Raw genomic sequence first — 16,767 nt, 5'->3', positions numbered from 1 at the left:
AGAGACTTGTGCCTTAGTCGGCACTGTGGCTACAGTCGTCTTAACGCAGAGATCTCTGCGTTAACAGCCCCACGAAAGGCATCACCATGTCCACCGACGACACCGCACTCGCCCTCGGACACCGCTTCCACCAGGCCCTCGTCGCCCGCGACTGGGACGGGATCCGGGCCCTGCTGCACCCCGACGCCACCTGGACCCTGCCCGGCGACAACACCGTCTCCGGCACCGCCCACGGCGCCGACGCCGTGGTGGACCGCGCCCGGCTGATCGCCTCCTACGGCCTCGACTTCGCGCTGCTGCACACCCTGGTCAGCAGGGAGAACGTGGCACTTTCCCTGCACAACACCGCGCGCCGCGACGACGCGGTGCTGGACGAGTACCTCGCCACGGTCTGCACGCTCCGCGACGGGCGGATCGCACGGATCGAGACCTACCTCTCCGACGTCCCCGGGATGAACGCGTTCTTCGTCTGACGCCGGGCACACCCTCTCCGCCCGGCTTGCGGCCCTCGGCGCCACCGGGCAGACAATGGTCCGGGGACGGAAACGGGACACATCCGGACGCCCCCGCACACCGTCCCGCCGCACCGTCCGCCCACGGACGCCGGACGATCGGAGAGGGCCGTGACCACGACGCCACCCCCGCCCGGACAGGGCCCCCCGCAACCGCCCGGCGCCGACGGCCCCGGCGAGCCCTCCGGCGCCGGGCGGACACCGGCCGGCCACCCGCCCGAGGGACATCCGGCCGCGCCGGGGCGCCCGGTCCGCCCGACCGGGCGCGCCCCCTGGTGGCACCGGACCGCCCGGCTCGCCCTGCCCGCCGGGATCCTGGCCGCCGGTCTGCTGCTGTCCGGCTTCCTCACCCGGCCGTACCAGGGCGCGCCCGCCGCCGCCCAGGCCCGCGCCGGACTGCTGCCGCTGCCGCTCCAGGAGCCGGGGCCCGACCCGTTCACCGGGTCGGTGGCCCACCGGACCGGCCCGCCCGCACCGCACACCGCCCCGAGCCGCCCGCACTCCGTCCGCGACCTGCCCGGCTCGCTGCCCGCTCTGCACGGCGCCAGGCGCGGTACGTCCTCCTGCGACACCGAGGCGCTGATCCGGTACCTGGCGGCCGACCACGCCCGCAACGCCGCGTTCGCCGACACCGAGGGCATCGAGGACACCTCCGTACCTCCGGCGCTGCGCGCCCTCACCCCCGTCGAGCTGCGGTACGACACCCGGATCACCGCCCACGGCTTCCGCGGCGGTGAGACCACCGACTACCAGGCGGTGATGCGGGCGGGCACCGCCGTGCTCGTCGACGGGCACGGGGTGCCGCGGGTGCGCTGCGCGGGCGGCACCCCGCTGACCCCGCCGGTCGAGCTGAAGTCCGCGCCGCCCGCCGGGGGCGGGGCGTGGCCGGGATACGACCCGGGCCGCACCGTCGCGGTGCGGCAGACCTCGGCGGAGGTGACCGACTTCGTCCTGGCCGATCCCGCCACCGGGCACCGGTTCACCCGGCCGGCCGGAACCACCGGGGACGCCGACCGTACGGCGCGGTGAGCGGCGCCCGCGCCCCGGATCCGACGCCGTGCGGAGCCGGGGCGGCGGCAGCATGATGGAGGGACCCGAAGTGAGCGGCGGCCGGGGCCGGAGGTTGAGCAGACGTCCGGGCGGGCCGGAAGAGGAGGAATCCGTGAGCGCTGACGATGAGGGAAAGACTGCCGAGCGGCCGAAGCGCCTGTTCACGGGCGGTGAGCGGCCGTTCGACGCCGAGGATCTGGTGCGGGCGTCGGGGCGGGAGCCGAGCCCCGAGAGCCTGAAGTGGGCCCAGCGCATGATCGAGGAGAGAGGAGCCGCCGCCCTCGAACGCTATCTGCCCTGAGCGGCGGCGCCACGGACGTGCTCCGCGGCTCCCGGGCCACTGCGCCCCCGGGAGCCGCGGAGCACCTTTGCGTGCCGGGGCGGCCGGGCCCCGGCGCGACACGCGGGCACGACGGACACGATCAGCTCTTCCGCCGCGATTCGACGCGGTATGGGGGCTCTTGGGCGTAATGTCCCCTTCGCGGCAATGGGCGTCATTGCGCGTCGAGAACAGGAGACCTCCCATGTCCATGAGCGGCACCCTCGCACGCGGCAAGAAGTTCGTGACCACAGCGGGCGCGCTGACCGCGGCCGCCGCCCTGTCCACCACGCTGCTCGGCGCGGCACCGGCCCAGGCGGCGATCCCGGTGCCGTACGGCACGGTCGTGGCGTCCACCGGGATCCACGAGCGCCAGTACCCGAGCACGGACTCCGCCGGCCGCGGTTTCCTGCGCCACGGCGCGCAGGTGGGGCTGAGCTGCAAGGTCCGCGCGCAGGACATCCGCGGGAACGACGTGTGGTACCTGCTGCGTGACCGCCCGACCTGGGTCGCCGCCAAGTACGTCGTCAACACCGGCCCCGTCCGGTTCTGCAAGGACGTACAGCGCTTCCGGACCGGCGACGCCACCCCCGCCGACGCCCGGGGCTGACCGCTCCCGCACGGTCACCCCGGCGCGGGTCCGCGGGCGCCGCCCCGTCCGCCCCTCACGGCGCGGCGCCCGCGCGGACCCGCCCGGGTGCGTCCGCCCCCCACGGACGCACCCACGGCCCGGCACCCCCGCGGTGCCGGGCCCTTCCCCGTCCGGGGTGGCGCCCGTGGGCCGGTTCCGGGCGCCACCCGGCTCCGGGACCGTCCTCCCCACGAACGGCCCCGGCACGGGCGCCGGACCCTCCCCCCGCCGGGCCCCGCGTCCGTGCCCCCGGCGCGTCCGCCCCCCACGGCCGCCCGGGATCTGGCCGGGCCCTCTCCCCCGTGGCGCATCGGCGAGGGCCCGTACGGAAGAGCGTGGGCGGGGCGGGTTGCCGTTCGCTGAACGTTGCCTCAACGCCCTTGCCGGAAGGGGCCGTTCAGGCGGGGGTGCCGCCGACCCGGAGGGTCAGGTCGCGGGCGGTGCGGGCGACCTCCTCGGCCAGCTCGGCGCGCCGGGCGGCGTCCACCCCGGCCGCCGGGAAGGTCGTCGCCACCCCGGCGATGGGGTGCGCCCCGTGATCGAGGACCGGCGCCGCCACCGACGAGAACCCGGCGGTGACCTCGCCCTCCTCCGTCGCGTAACCGCGCCGGCGGACCTCGACCAGCAGCTGGTGCAGCGCGGACAGCGACCGCGGGCCGGTGCCGGTGCGCTCCACGAACGCCGACGGGTCGGGGAACAGTGCCCGGACCTGCGCCCGCGCCAGCCGGGCCAGCATCGCCCGGCCGCTGGCCGTCAGATGCGCCGGGAGCCGCACCCCCACCTCGGTCACCAGCGGCGGGCGCCCCAGCGCCCGTTCCTCGATGACGTAGAGGACCTCGCGGCCGTGCAGCACCGCGAGGTGGGCGCTGTGGCCGGTGCGGTCCACCAGACCGGCGAGCGGGACCCGGGCGAGGCGGGCCAGCGGTGCCTGGCGGCTGTAGCCGGAGCCCAGCTCGAAGGCGCTGACGCCGAGTCCGTAGCGGCGTTCGTCCGCCAGATGCACCACAAAACCGTCGTGCACGAGGGTGTCGAGGAGGTGGTACGTCGTGGAGCGGGGCAGCCCCACGTCGCGGCTGATGGCGGCGGCCTGGACCGGGCCGGCCTGCCGGGCGAGATAGCGCAGTACGGCCAGGACCTGGGCCGCCGCGGGCACGATGGACATGTGGTGACGCTACCGCCGTCCCGCCGGCGGGACGCCCCGCGGCAGCGTCGAATGTCTTGGATCCCAGACACAAGACTCTTGACGGACGTGGCGGAACCCTGGCCCCGGGGTGCTTCATGGAGGCATGAACCACGTTCTCGTTGATGTCGGCCCGCTCAGCGCCGACGATGTCGTTTCCGTCGCCCGCCACGGTGCCCGCGTGGAGCTGTCGGCGGCGGCCCAGCAGGAGATCGGCCAGAGCCGGAAGGTCGTCGAGGCGCTGGCCGACGACGTCACCCCGCACTACGGCGTCTCCACCGGCTTCGGTGCCCTCGCCACCCGCCACATCCCCACCGAGCTGCGCGCCCAGCTCCAGCGCAGCCTGGTCCGCTCGCACGCCGCGGGCTCCGGCCCCGAGGTCGAGCGCGAGGTGATCCGGGCGCTGATGCTGCTGCGCCTGTCCACCCTGGCCACCGGCCGCACCGGCGTCCGCGCGGAGACGGCGCAGGCGTACGCCTCGCTGCTGAACGCCGGCATCACCCCCGTCGTGCGGGAGTACGGCTCGCTCGGCTGCTCCGGTGACCTGGCGCCGCTCGCGCACTGCGCGCTGGCCGTCATGGGCGAGGGCGAGGTCCGCGACGCCGAGGGCACGCTGCGCCCGGCGGGCGAGGCACTGGCCGCCGCCGGGATCACCCCGGTCGTGCTGGCGGAGAAGGAGGGCCTGGCCCTCATCAACGGCACCGACGGCATGCTCGGCCAGCTGGTGCTCGCCCTGCACGACCTGCGGACGCTGCTGGCCACCGCCGACATCGGCGCGGCGATGAGCGTCGAGGGCCAGCTCGGTACGGACGCGGTCTTCGCCGCCGACCTCCAGGCGCTGCGCCCGCACCCGGGCCAGGCCGACAGCGCCGCCAACCTCCGCGCGGTCCTGGCCGGTTCGGCGATCGTGGCGAGCCACCGCGGCCCGGAGTGCACCCGGGTGCAGGACGCGTACTCGCTGCGCTGTTCGCCGCAGGTGCACGGCGCGGCGCGGGACACCGCCGCACACGCCGCGCTGGTCGCCTCGCGGGAGCTGGCGAGCGCCGTCGACAACCCCGTGGTGACGCCCGACGGGCGGGTGGCGAGCAACGGCAACTTCCACGGCGCGCCGGTCGCCGCCGTCCTCGACTTCCTCGCCATCTCGGTCGCCGACGTCGCCTCGGTCTCCGAGCGCCGCACCGACCGTTTCCTGGACGTGGCCCGTAACCACGGGCTGAACGCCTTCCTCGCCGACGACCCGGGCGTGGACTCCGGCCACATGATCGCGCAGTACACCCAGGCGGCCATCGTCTCGGAGCTGAAGCGGCTCGCCGCGCCCGCCTCCGTCGACTCGATCCCCTCCAGCGCCATGCAGGAGGACCACGTCTCGATGGGCTGGTCCGCCGCCCGCAAGCTGCGCAAGGCCATCGACGGCCTCACCCGCGTCATCGCCGTGGAGCTGCTGACCGCCGCCCGCGCCCTGGACCTGCGCGCGCCGCTGACGCCGTCGCCGGCCACCGGTGCGGTCGTCGCCGGGCTCCGCCGCGACGTCGAGGGCCCCGGCACCGACCGCTACCTCGCCCCCGAGATCGAGGCCGCGGTCCGCTACGTCGCCTCCGGCGAGGCGCTGCGCGCCGCGGAGTCCGTCACCGGCCCGCTGCGCTGACCCGCTCCTCCCCCGCTCTCCCACTCACCGATCCCTCCTCACGGAAAAGGACTCCTCACCATGCACGGTGCACGACCGGTACGGGCCACCCGTGGCACGCAGCTGAGCACGCTGGGCTGGCAGCAGGAAGGCGCCCTGCGCATGCTGCAGAACAACCTGGACCCCGAGGTGGCGGAGCACCCGGACAACCTCGTCGTCTACGGCGGCACCGGTAAGGCCGCCCGCGACTGGCGTTCGTTCGACGCGATGGTCCGCACGCTGAAGACCCTCAAGCAGGACGAGACGATGCTCGTCCAGTCGGGCCGCCCGGTGGGCGTGATGCAGACCCACGAGTGGGCGCCGCGGGTGCTGCTCGCCAACTCCAACCTGGTCGGTGACTGGGCGAACTGGGAGGAGTTCCGCCGCCTGGAGCAGCTGGGCCTGACCATGTACGGCCAGATGACCGCCGGTTCGTGGATCTACATCGGCACCCAGGGCATCCTCCAGGGCACGTACGAGACGTTCGCCGCGGTCGCCGCGAAGAAGTTCCACGGCACGCTGGCCGGGACGATCACCCTCACCGCCGGTCTCGGCGGCATGGGCGGCGCGCAGCCGCTGGCCGTCACGATGAACGACGGCGTCGCGATCTGTATCGACTGCGACCCGCGCGCCATCGAGCGCCGTATCGAGCACCGCTACCTCGATGTGCGGGCCGACAACCTCGCCCACGCGCTCCAGCTCGCCACCGAGGCCCGTGACCAGCGCAAGCCGCTCTCCATCGGGCTGCTCGGCAACGCCGCGGAGCTGCTGCCGCAGATGCTCGCCGAGGGCGCGCCGATCGACATCGTGACGGACCAGACCTCCGCCCACGACCCGCTGTCCTACCTCCCCGTCGGCATCGCCTTCGAGGACATGAAGGACGCCGCCGCCAAGGACCCGGCCGGCTTCACCACCCGCTCGCGCGAGTCGATGGCCCGGCACGTCGAGGCGATGGTCGGCTTCATGGACGCCGGCGCCGAGGTCTTCGACTACGGCAACTCCATCCGCGGTGAGGCCCAGCTGGCCGGTTACGACCGGGCGTTCGCCTTCCCCGGCTTCGTCCCGGCGTACATCCGGCCGCTGTTCTGCGAGGGCAAGGGCCCGTTCCGCTGGGCGGCGCTGTCCGGTGAGGCGTCGGACATCCACAAGACGGACAAGGCGATCCTCGACCTCTTCCCGGAGAACGAGTCGCTGCACCGCTGGATCAAGATGGCCGGTGAGCGGGTCCACTTCCAGGGTCTGCCCGCCCGGATCTGCTGGCTCGGCTACGGCGAGCGCGACAAGGCCGGTGAGCGCTTCAACGACATGGTCGCCTCCGGCGAGCTCCAGGCCCCGCTGGCCATCGGCCGTGACCACCTGGACTGCGGTTCGGTCGCCTCCCCCTACCGCGAGACCGAGGCGATGCTCGACGGTTCGGACGCCATCGCGGACTGGCCGCTGCTCAACGCCATGGTCAACGTCGCCTCCGGCGCGTCCTGGGTCTCCCTGCACCACGGTGGCGGCGTCGGCATGGGCCGCTCGCTCCACGCGGGCCAGGTCTGCGTCGCGGACGGTACGCCGCTGGCCGGTGAGAAGGTCCGCCGGGTGCTGACCAACGACCCGGGCATGGGCGTCATCCGCCACGTCGACGCCGGCTACGACATCGCCGAGAACGTCGCCGCCGAGCGCGGCGTCCGCGTCCCCATGCGGGAGGACGACGCCCAGGCGTGACCCCCGCGGCCGAACGCCGGACGCCCGCACGCCGCAGCTTTCCTGCGGGGTGCGGGCGTCCGGCGTTCGGGGCCTGTACGGAGTGAGGCCGTACGAGGCGGGGCCCGGAGCCCGTACCGGCGCGGGCGGTGGCCCGATGGCGTGGCTCGCGCGGCCCGTACGGGCGAGGGGCGGCGTACCGGTGCGGGGCGGCGCACCCGGGTGGGCTCCATACCCCTACAGGGCGACGTGCCCGGGTCGGCGGGCGTACCGGCGGGACCACGGGCCGGTGTGAGGCCGCGCGCCCGTGGGGGCCGCGGGCCCGTGGGGGCCGCGGGCCCGTGGGGGCCGCGGGCCCGTGGGGGCCGCGCGCCCGTGGGGGCCGCGCGCCCGGCATGGACATCTGCCCCGGTTCCGCCCCGAGCCCCGGCGGCCGCCACGCGCCCCGGCCCACCTCCTCGGCCACCGGCAGGCGTCGCCCCTCCCCCGGCCACGGCGAAGGCCCCGCCCCACGCCTGGCGCGTGGAACGGGGCCTTCGGCAGAGCCCGGGATGCGTCGAGTGCGGCTACTCGGCGGCGGTGGGCGTGGCGCAGGCGCGGGGCTCGGGCTCCTGGGCGTCCGGGGACCCGGCGGCCACGGGTCCGGCGGTGGCCGGGGACGCCGCGCGGGCGGCCTCGCGGGGGCGGAGCCAGAGGCGGTGGACGACGGCCAGCAGGGCGAGCCAGACGGCGCCGACGATCAGCGCGACGCGGGTGCTCCCGGAGAAGGCGAGCAGCACCGTCACCCCGGCCATGAAGACGACGGCGATGATCTGCCCGTAGGGCCAGAACGGCGCCGGGTAGTCGAGTGCCGCCTGCTCCTCGGGGCTCATCGAACGGCGGGCCTTCATCTGGGTCAGCAGGATCATCAGCCAGACCCAGACGGTCGCGAACGTCGCGATCGAGGAGATGATGAGGAAGATCTTGTCGGGGATCAGGTAATTGAGCAGGACGCCCAGCAGCAGCGCGCCGATCATGATCGTGACGGTCATGACCGGGACTCCGCTGCGGGAAAGCTTCCGCATGACCTTCGGCGCCTGACCGCGCTCGGCCATTCCGTACATGATGCGGCCCGCCGCGAAGATGTCGCTGTTGATGGCGGAGAGCGCCGCGATGACCACGACGACATTCAGGACGGTCGCGGCGGATTTGATACCGAGGCCGACGAAGATCTGCACGAACGGGCTGCCGTTGGTGCCGACGTTCTCCCAGGAATTCAGCGACATGATGACCGCGAGGGTCAGTACGTAGAAGAGCACGATACGTACGGGAATGGAGTTGACCGCGCCGGGGAGCGTCTTTTTCGGATTCTCCGCCTCGCCCGCGGTGACGCCGATGATCTCGGTGCCGCCGAAGGCGAACATCACCACGGCGAAGGAGAGGATGAATCCCTGGGCGCCCTGCGCGAAGAAGCCGCCGTGCGTCCAGAGGTTGGATATTCCGGTGTGTTCACCGCCGCCACCTTTGAATCCGATGATCAACACCACCACACCGGCGATGATCATGGCGATGATGGCGACCACCTTCACCAGCGAGAGCCAGAACTCCATCTCGCCGAAGACCTTGACGTGGAAGAGGTTCAGCACGCCGATGACGGCGATCGCCGCCAGCAGCCAGATCCAGCGCGGCACCTCGGGGAACCAGAAGCCCATGTAGACGCCGAGTGCGGTGATGTCGGCGATACAGACGATGACCATTTCGAAGGCGTAGGTCCAGCCGGTGGTGAATCCGGCGAGCGATCCCAGATGGCGGGTGGCGTACTCGCCGAAAGAGCCCGCGCACGGATTGTGCACGGCCATCTCGCCGAGCGAACGCAGCACCAGGAACACCGCGGCACCGCCGATAAGATAAGCGAGCAGAACGGCCGGGCCGCCCGCCTGGATCGCTTCCGACGATCCGTAGAAAAGGCCGGTCCCGATGGCGGAACCCAGCGCGATGAAACGAATGTGGCGCGACCGCAGGCCCCTGCGCAGAGTCGCTTTTTCGGTGGTCAAAGAATGCCCCTCCTCGGGGAATGGCACGTCCGTCCCTGACATACGGCGCGTGGCCCGGACCAACTGCCCGCCGGCGCCCCTCGCAAGACCGCGAGAGCGCCTGTATATTCCTGTATAGACAGGCACGTCAAGAGGTGGTCCGGTGCAGGAACAGGAGCGTGGGTCGAGCGCCTCGCCCGCCGTGGGGCGGGCGCTGGACATCCTCGGCCACCTCGCCGCCCGTCCCGGGCCGGTGCGCGCCGCGGCGCTCGCCCGTGAGCTGGGAATTCCGTCATCCTCCGCCTACCACATCCTGGCGATCCTGATCGATCGCGGTTTCGTCGTCCATCTCCCCGAGGAGCGGGCGTACGGCCTGGGTGCCGCGGCCCTGGAGCTCGGGGCGGCACACCGCCGCCACGAACCCCTGGAACGTCTCGCCCGCCCGGTCGCGGGTACCCTCGCCCGGCAGCTGGGCCACCCCGTGCACCTGGGCGTGCTGCACGGCGCCGAGACGGTCTACCTGCTCAAGGAGCAGCCGCCGGCCCACCGCCACGAGGTGGCCCGCACCCTCGTCACCGAGGTCGGCGTCCGGCTGCCGGCCCATCTGACCGCCACCGGCCGGGCACTGCTCGCGCACTGCGCCGAGGCCCAGCTGCGCGCCGCCTTCCCGCGCCCCGGCGACCTCGTCACCCGGACCGGCAAGGGCCCCCGGTCGCTGACCGAGCTGCGCGCGGAGCTGGACCGGGAGCGGGCCCGTGGCTGGTCGGAGGAGACCGAGCTGATCACACGCGGACTCCGCTCGATCGGCGTGGCCGCCTTCGACCACCTCGGGCACCCGGTCGCGGCGCTCTCCGCCACCTGGTGCCGCCACCACCGGCCGCACGACGCGGAACGGGTCCGTGACGCGCTGCTGCGCGGCGCCGCCCGGCTGACCGCCGCCGTCTCCGGCCGCGCGCCGGATCGGGGGCGGGCGCCTTGACGGTACCGCTGCCCCGGAGCTGAAGCGGAAGGGGCCCGTCCGGTCAGCGGGAGTCGAAGGTGCCCATGAGGCGGTAGCGCGAGCCGGGATGGAGCAGCCGCGCGACGCTCACCAGCGCCTCGCCCGACCACGTACGGCGCTGGATCAGCAGGCACGGCTCGGACGCCGCGACCCGCAGGATCCGGCACTCGTCCGCCGACGGCAGCACCGCCTCCACGACGTGCTCGCCCTTGCCCAGCGGCGCCACCTCGGACAGGAACGTGAACGGGGTGCGCCGGGTGAAGTCCTGCTCCAGATAGCCGGGCGCGAAGTCAGGGTGGACGTAGCGGTCCTCCAGCTGGATGGCGACGTCGTCCTCGAAGTGCACCACCTGGGAGTGGAAGACCGGCGTGCCCTCGCCGACGCCGAAGCGGGCGCCGATCTCCTGGCCCGCCGCCTCCTCGCGGACGAAACGCACCTCGGCGCGGTGACGGTGGCCGCGCGCGGCCACCTCGTCGGCGATGTTGTGCACCTCGACCAGCGCCGAGCTGCCCTTGTGCAGGGCGACGAAGCTACCCACGCCCATCACGCGGCGGATCAGTCCCTGCCCGGCCAACTCCCGCAGGGCGCGGTTGACCGTCATCCGGGACAGGCCCAGCGCCTCGACGAAGCGGCTCTCCGACGGCAGGGCGTCACCCTCGCGCCACCGGCCGCTCAAGATCTGCTCGGTCACCAGGTCCTTGACCCGCTGGTACGCGGGCGTCGCCCCGGACGCGGTCGCCGCGTACCGCCGCGCGAGCTCCGCCGTCTCCGCCGCCACGCCGTTTCCCGCCCTCGTCGTCGTCACTCGTACCGATCTGCCCGTTCCACCGGCGGCGCGGGTGGGTACCGCGCCAGGAAGATTCTAGGGCGTATCCGAACACCGTCTCGGATCCGAGGAGAACCGGGCCGGGCGCTGGCCCGCCCGGCGCCGCGGCGCTGTCATGGGACGGCCGGGCCGGGTGGCCGCGGCGGACGAGCGGAGAGGGCGGACGATGACCGTGGACGTGGCGGCGGAGCCGTGGACCGGGCGGAGCGACGGGGACGGCGACGACGTGCTGCGCTGGCACCACGTGACCGTGCCGGACACCGGTACCGGCGCACCCCGGGACGCCGCGTTCGTCGGCTTCCGCAGCGATGAAGGTGTCCGCCGCAACCAGGGACGGCCGGGTGCGGCCGCCGGTCCCGGGGCGCTGCGGTCCGCCCTCGCCTCCATGGCGCTGCCCGCGCCGCTGCGCGCGGTGGACGCCGGGGATGTCGTGGTCGGCGACGGTGCGCTGGAGGACGGCCACCGCCGGCTGGGCGCGGCGGTAACCACGCTGCTCGACGCGGGCGGCCCGGTGGCGGTCCTCGGCGGCGGCCACGAGGTGGCGTACGGCACGTACCTGGGTATCGCCGGGAGCCGCGCGATGCGGGCCGGGGCGCGGCTCGGGGTGCTCAACCTCGACGCCCACTTCGATCTGCGCGACGCGCCCCGGCCCAGCTCCGGCACACCGTTCCTCCAGATGGCGCGGGACGAGGAGCGCCAGGGGCGGCGCCTGGACTACCGGGTGCTGGGCATCAGCCGCCCGAGCAACACCGAGCGGCTGTTCCGCACCGCGGACCGGCTGGGCGTGCGCTATCTGGAGGACACCGACTGCGGACTGCTCTCGCCGGACCGCGTCGAGGCGTTCACCGGCGCGTTCCTCGACTCCTGCGACCTCGTCCACCTCAGCGTCGACCTGGACGTGCTGCCCGCGGCGGTGGCGCCGGGCGTCAGCGCGCCCGCCGCGTACGGGGTGCCGATGGAGATCGTGGAGCGCGTCGTCACGGCGGTGGCGGCGAGCGGGAAGCTGACCGTCATCGACATCGCGGAGCTGAACCCGGGCCTCGACATCGACGCCCGCACCGCCCGCGCCGGTGCCCGGCTGGTGCACCGCGCGCTGACCGGCACCCCGCAGGCACGGGAGCGGCGGGGCTGACGAGCGGGCCGTTCTCCGCGCGGTGGCCCGCCGCGCGGAGAACGGCCGTGGCGTACGGCGGGCTCACACCGCCGTGGGCGCCCCGGGTGCCGGGAGCCCGGGGCCGGTGTCCGGGCGGTGCGCGGCGCCGGGGACGGAGCGCACCGGCACCGGCGCCGTCAGCGGGGTCTCGCGGGCGGCGGTGACCCGGCGGGTGAACCAGACGACCTTGCCGTCGGCGGTGGGGCAGGTGCCCCAGCTGTCGCTGAGTCCGGCGACGACGGCGAGCCCGCCGCCCTGCGCGCTGTCCAGCCGCGGCAGCCGCGGGCCGCGGTCGGCGACCGAGACGGTCAGATGCCGGCCGCTCCAGCGGAGTTCGACCACGCACACCGTCTCCGGACCGGCCTGCCGCAGGGCGCCCGCCAGCAGTTCGGTCAGTCCGCGGCAGGCGGCCGGTATCTCCGCCGCCAGCCGCCAGTGGCGCAGATGCGCGGCCGCGATCCGCCGGATCCGCGGCACCCGCTCCGTGGTGAGGCGCAGCTCGGCCGCGTAGTGACGGTGGGCGGTGGCGGTCATGGGAGTGGCTCCTTCACACGCACGGCTCACCCGCCTCCCCCGGACGTCCACCGCGGAGGGTGAGAGTGCGTAAACGTTGAGTGAGGGCCATCGTCGCCCGGCCGCCGGGGAGCCGCAACGCGGGAGGGCGGGCGGCGGGCCACCGTCACCGGCGCCGGACCGGCCCGGGGCGCCCGGCATCCCGTCCGGCCCCGCCCGCACCCGGCGCTCCGGAGCGCCGCCCCGCCTCACGGCAGATGCGGCAGCACCGCGTCCGGGGTCAGCGGCAGGGTGCGCAGGCGGACGCCGAGGGCATGGTGGACGGCGTTGCCGACCGCCGCGGCGGCACCGACGATGCCGATCTCCCCGATGCCCTTGCTGCCCATCGGGTTGAGGTGCGGATCGTCCTCGTCGATCCAGTGCGCCTCGATCGTGTGGACGTCGGCGCAGACCGGGACGTGGTACGAGGCGAGGTCGCGGGCGGTGAAGTTGCCGAAGGCCGGGTCCAGGGCGCTGTGTTCGGTCAGCGCCATACCGATGCCCATCGTCATCCCGCCGATGAACTGCGAGCGCGCGGTGCGGGAGTTGAGGATCCGGCCGGCCGCGAACATGCCGAGCATCCGGCGCACCCGCACCTCCCCGGTGACGGTGTCGACCTGCACCTCGGCGAAGTGGGCGCCGAACGCGTGCCGGGCGTAGGGCGATCCGGCGGCGACCTCCTTGCGGGTGTCCGCCGTGACGGTCAACCCTTCGGCGGGCAACGGTTCCTGACACGCTGTCAGCTGATCCCGCAAGGCGCGGCACGCCTTGTGGACGGCCCAGCCCCAGGAGCCGGTGCCGGAGGAACCACCGGCCAGGGAGGCGTCCGGCAGATCGCTGCGGCCGATCTCGACGCGGACCCGCTCCTCGGGTACGCCGAGCGCCTCGGCGGCGACCTGTCCGAGGACGGTGCGGGCACCGGTGCCGAGGTCGGTGGCGTTGATCCGGACGCGGAAGCCGCCGTCGGGTTCGGCGTGCGCCTCGGCCGACGAGGGAGCGATCAGCACCGGATAGGTGGCCGCGGCGACGCCGGTGCCCAGCAGCAGATCGCCCTCGCGCCGGACGCCGGGGCGGGGGTCGCGGGGGCGCCAGCCGAAGCGTTCCGCGCCCTCCCGCAGCGCCGGGGCCAGGCCCCGGCTGCTGAACGGGCGGCCGGAGTCCGGTTCGGTCTCCGGCTCGTTGCGCAGCCGCAGTTCGACCGGGTCGAGGTCGAGGAGGACGGCGAGTTCGTCCACCGCCGACTCCAGGGCGTACATCCCGGGCGCCTCGCCCGGGGCGCGCATCCACGACGGGCTCGGTACGTCCAGCGCCACCACGCGGTGCACGGTGCGGCTGTTCGGCGAGGTGTACATGATCCGGGCGGGGATCGCCGCCTGCTCGACGAACTCCTTGAGCGTCGAGGTGTGGGTGACCACCTCGTGCGCGAGGGCGGTGAGATGCCCGTCGGCGCCGGCGCCCAGCCGCACCCGCTGGATGGTGGGCGCCCGGTGCCCCACCACGGCGGGCATCTCGCGGCGCGGCAGGGCGAGGGTGACGGGCGCCCCGGTGACGCGGGCGGCCATCGCGGCGAGGACCGCCTGCGGGCGGAGGGTGCCCTTGGAGCCGAAGCCGCCGCCGATGTGCTCGGCGACGACCGTGACGTCCCGCCGCTCCAGCCCGAACAGCGCCGCCAGATCGTCCCGCCCCTTGGTCGCCCCCTGGGTGGAGTCGTGGACGGTGAGCCGCCCGCCGTCCCACCACGCGGTGGAGGCGTGCGGCTCCATGGGGTGGTTGTGCAGGGCGCTCACCGTGTACGTGGCGTCCACGGTGACCAGCGCACCGGCGTACGCCGCGTCGAAGTCACCGCGCTCGCGCGCCCCCGGGTAGCCGCCGTTGGCCTCCTTCGGTACGTACAGCCCCGGGTGGTCGGCGGTGAGGGTGACGTCGTGGTCCTCGGCGTCGTAGCGGACGCGGACGGCTTCGGCGGCGGCGCGGGCCGTCTCCGGGGTGTCGGCGACGGCGAGCGCGACGTACCAGCCGCGGTGCGGGACGGCCGGGCTCTGGAGGACGGCGACGGCCGGGTCCTCGGGCGGCTCCAGGCGCGGGGCGTTCTCGTGGGTGAGGACGGCCCGCACCCCGGGCAGGGCCAGGGCGGCGGCGGTGTCGACGGCGGTGATCCGGCCACGGGCGACGGTGGCGGGCACCGGCCAGGCGTGCAGGAGCCCCGGCGGGGCGGGCTCGGCGGCGTACCGGGCGGCGCCGGTGACCTTGGCGTGGCCCTCGCGGCGGGCGACGGGCGCCCCCAGCGGCGGGCGGGGCGCCCCCGGGGCGGCGGGCTGCGGATCGTGGCTCATGGGGCGCGTCCTCACGGGGTCCGGGCGGCGGGGCGGTACGCGGATCAGCGGTGGCGGGCGGCGAGCCCGTCCAGGACGGAGACGGTCAGCCGGCGGGCCAGCGGAACCTTGAAGCCGTTGTCACGCAGCGGGCGGGCGGCGGCCAGTTCGGCGTCGGCGGCGCGGCCGAAGGTGTCGGCGGTGGCCGGGGCGCCGCGCAGCACCTCCTCCGCCGCGGTGGCGCGCCAGGGCCGGTGGGCCAGCCCGCCGTAGGCGAGCGCCGCACGGTGCACCGTCCCGTCGCGGACCTCCAGCAGCGCGGCGACGGAGACCAGCGCGAAGGCGTACGAGGCACGGTCGCGGACCTTGCGGTAGCGCCCGTGCGCCAGGGGCGGCGGCGGGGGCAGCCGCACCGCGGTGATCAGCTCGCCCGGCTCCAGGACGGTGTCCCGCTCCGGATGGTTCTCCGGCAGCCGGTACAGGGCGGTGACCGGGACGGTACGGGCTCCGTCCGGGCCGGTCACCTCGACGGCGGCGTCCAGGGCGGCGAGGGCCACGGCCAGGTCGGAGGGGTGGGTGGCGACGCAGTGCGCGGAGTGCCCGAGGACGGCGAGATCGCGGTGGACGCCCTCGACGGCGGGGCAGCCGCTGCCCGGCTCCCGCTTGTTGCACGGCACGGAGACGTCCTGGAAGTAGCCGCAGCGGGTGCGCTGGAGGAGGTTGCCGCCGGTCGTCGCGGCGTTGCGCAACTGCCCCGAGGCGCCGGCCAGCAGCGCCTGGGAGAGCACCGGGTAGCGCTCGCGGACGACGGGCGCGGCGGCGAGATCGCTGTTGCGGACGGTGGCGCCGATCCGCAGCCCGCCGTCGGACAGTTCCTCGATCCGGTCCAGCGGCAGCCGCCCGACGTCGATGAGCGGATCCGGTGCGCAGGCGCCGAGCTTCATCAGATCGACGAGGTTGGTGCCGCCGCCGAGGAACGCGGCCCCCGGGTGCGCGGCCCGGACCCGTACCGCCTCGTCGACGGTGGCGGGGCGCAGATAGCCGAAGGGTTTCACGACGCCTCCCGGGCCTCGTGGACGGAAACGGTGCCGAGACCGTGGACGGTGGGCGGCGCGGGCGGTCCGGCCCGGTGCGCGGTGGCGTCGCCGACCGCCTCGACGATGCGCGGATAGGCGCCGCAGCGGCACAGGTTGCCGCTCATCCGCTCCCGGATCTCCTCGGCGGTCAGCTCCACCGGCGCGCCCGGCGGCGCGGTGTCCGGGGTGACGTGGGAGGGGTGCCCGTCCGCGGCCTCCCGGAGCGCCCCGGCCGCCGAGCAGAGCTGGCCGGGTGTGCAGTAGCCGCACTGGAAGGCGTCCCGCTCCAGGAAGGCGCGCTGGAGCGGGTGGAGGTCGCCGCCGTCGGTGAGCCCCTCGACGGTGGTGAGGGGGACGCCGTCGAGCGTGACGGCGAGCAGCAGACAGCTGTTGACCCGCCGCCCGTCGGCGAGGACGGTGCAGGCGCCGCACTGCCCGTGATCGCAGCCCCGCTTCGTACCGGTCAGCCGGAGGTGGACCCGGAGCGCGTCGAGGACGGTGGTGCGGTGGTCGAGGGTCAGCCGGTGCGGTACGCCGTTGACGTGCAGGGTGACCGTGGAGCCGGTGGCTCCGGGCGGCGCCCCGCCGGCGTCGGGAGGGGGTGCGGTGGGCTCCACGCGCTCGCCTTTCGGGCTGGGCCGCGCACCGCCGTCGGCGGGCACACGCGGCGGGAGGTGCGGCTGCGGGACGGTTGGGGGCGGTCCCCGGCGGCCCGGCCCGGCCGGAGGTGGCGGGCCGGGCCGGACCGCCGGGACGCGGCTGCCGGGCCGGACCGCGTCCGCCGGGGGCGGT

15 protein-coding genes are annotated in these 16,767 nt (G+C 74.8%); 8 read left to right on the top strand and 7 right to left on the bottom strand.

Features of this window, described 5'->3' with window-relative positions; all coding sequences use genetic code 11:
- Positions 1 to 86: 86 nt before the first annotated feature.
- The 4 genes from ACZ4M8_RS26915 (at position 87) to ACZ4M8_RS26900 (ending at position 2,491) form a co-directional block, all read left to right on the top strand.
- Positions 87 to 473: a nuclear transport factor 2 family protein gene (locus ACZ4M8_RS26915; protein WP_467611596.1), complete on the top strand. Its 387-nt coding sequence runs from the start codon at positions 87 to 89 to the stop codon at positions 471 to 473.
- Positions 474 to 623: 150 nt separating this feature from the next.
- Positions 624 to 1,541: a DUF6777 domain-containing protein gene (locus ACZ4M8_RS26910; RefSeq protein WP_467611594.1), complete on the top strand. Its 918-nt coding sequence runs from the start codon at positions 624 to 626 to the stop codon at positions 1,539 to 1,541.
- A gap of 133 nt (positions 1,542 to 1,674) precedes the next feature.
- Complete coding sequence (locus tag ACZ4M8_RS26905) at positions 1,675 to 1,863, top strand: hypothetical protein (protein ID WP_467611592.1); 189 nt, start codon at positions 1,675 to 1,677, stop codon at positions 1,861 to 1,863.
- A gap of 223 nt (positions 1,864 to 2,086) precedes the next feature.
- Entirely contained in the window at positions 2,087 to 2,491 is a 405-nt protein-coding gene (locus ACZ4M8_RS26900) for an SH3 domain-containing protein (protein WP_467611590.1), read from the top strand.
- A gap of 418 nt (positions 2,492 to 2,909) precedes the next feature.
- Here the strand turns inward: ACZ4M8_RS26900 and ACZ4M8_RS26895 are convergent, their stop codons facing one another.
- A complete protein-coding gene (locus ACZ4M8_RS26895) occupies positions 2,910 to 3,674 on the bottom strand; it encodes an IclR family transcriptional regulator (protein WP_467611588.1) in 765 nt (254 codons plus the stop codon).
- Between the two features lie 124 nt (positions 3,675 to 3,798).
- Here ACZ4M8_RS26895 and hutH point away from each other — a divergent pair, with 124 nt between their 5' ends.
- Positions 3,799 to 5,337, top strand: a complete 1,539-nt coding sequence (gene hutH, locus ACZ4M8_RS26890) for a histidine ammonia-lyase (protein ID WP_467611586.1) — start codon at positions 3,799 to 3,801, stop codon at positions 5,335 to 5,337.
- A gap of 60 nt (positions 5,338 to 5,397) precedes the next feature.
- Positions 5,398 to 7,065: a urocanate hydratase gene (gene hutU / locus ACZ4M8_RS26885; RefSeq protein ID WP_467611584.1), complete on the top strand. Its 1,668-nt coding sequence runs from the start codon at positions 5,398 to 5,400 to the stop codon at positions 7,063 to 7,065.
- A gap of 545 nt (positions 7,066 to 7,610) precedes the next feature.
- On the opposite strand, the gene ACZ4M8_RS26880 is transcribed toward hutU, so the two are convergent.
- A complete protein-coding gene (locus tag ACZ4M8_RS26880) occupies positions 7,611 to 9,077 on the bottom strand; it encodes an amino acid permease (protein ID WP_467611582.1) in 1,467 nt (488 codons plus the stop codon).
- Between the two features lie 142 nt (positions 9,078 to 9,219).
- Between ACZ4M8_RS26880 and ACZ4M8_RS26875 the strand changes: the two genes are divergently transcribed.
- Positions 9,220 to 10,035: an IclR family transcriptional regulator gene (locus ACZ4M8_RS26875; RefSeq protein WP_467611580.1), complete on the top strand. Its 816-nt coding sequence runs from the start codon at positions 9,220 to 9,222 to the stop codon at positions 10,033 to 10,035.
- Between the two features lie 43 nt (positions 10,036 to 10,078).
- On the opposite strand, the gene hutC is transcribed toward ACZ4M8_RS26875, so the two are convergent.
- Entirely contained in the window at positions 10,079 to 10,834 is a 756-nt protein-coding gene (gene hutC, locus ACZ4M8_RS26870; RefSeq protein ID WP_467611578.1) for a histidine utilization repressor, read from the bottom strand.
- A gap of 214 nt (positions 10,835 to 11,048) precedes the next feature.
- Between hutC and hutG the strand changes: the two genes are divergently transcribed.
- Positions 11,049 to 12,014 carry a formimidoylglutamase gene (gene hutG, locus ACZ4M8_RS26865; protein ID WP_467611576.1) on the top strand — a complete coding sequence of 322 codons (966 nt, stop codon included), beginning with the start codon at positions 11,049 to 11,051 and terminating at the stop codon, positions 12,012 to 12,014.
- 63 nt (positions 12,015 to 12,077) lie between these two features.
- Here hutG and ACZ4M8_RS26860 read toward each other — a convergent pair whose 3' ends face one another.
- The 4 genes from ACZ4M8_RS26860 to ACZ4M8_RS26845 all read right to left on the bottom strand — a co-directional run bounded on the left by ACZ4M8_RS26860 (position 12,078) and on the right by ACZ4M8_RS26845 (position 16,592).
- A complete protein-coding gene (locus ACZ4M8_RS26860; RefSeq protein ID WP_467611574.1) occupies positions 12,078 to 12,569 on the bottom strand; it encodes an ATP-binding protein in 492 nt (163 codons plus the stop codon).
- 227 nt (positions 12,570 to 12,796) lie between these two features.
- Positions 12,797 to 14,920 carry a xanthine dehydrogenase family protein molybdopterin-binding subunit gene (locus ACZ4M8_RS26855; RefSeq protein WP_467611572.1) on the bottom strand — a complete coding sequence of 708 codons (2,124 nt, stop codon included), beginning with the start codon at positions 14,918 to 14,920 and terminating at the stop codon, positions 12,797 to 12,799.
- A 44-nt stretch (positions 14,921 to 14,964) separates the two neighbouring features.
- Positions 14,965 to 15,954: an FAD binding domain-containing protein gene (locus ACZ4M8_RS26850; RefSeq protein WP_467611570.1), complete on the bottom strand. Its 990-nt coding sequence runs from the start codon at positions 15,952 to 15,954 to the stop codon at positions 14,965 to 14,967.
- The gene (locus ACZ4M8_RS26845; protein ID WP_467611568.1) at positions 15,951 to 16,592 is read right to left on the bottom strand and encodes a 2Fe-2S iron-sulfur cluster-binding protein; all 642 of its coding nucleotides are present in this window, start codon (positions 16,590 to 16,592) and stop codon (positions 15,951 to 15,953) included. Before ACZ4M8_RS26845 ends, ACZ4M8_RS26850 begins: the two co-directional genes overlap by 4 nt.
- Positions 16,593 to 16,767: the final 175 nt, after the last annotated feature.

This window comes from Streptomyces sp. NPDC027185 (genome assembly GCF_055567035.1).
This window is presented reverse-complemented; position numbering and strand designations above follow the sequence as displayed.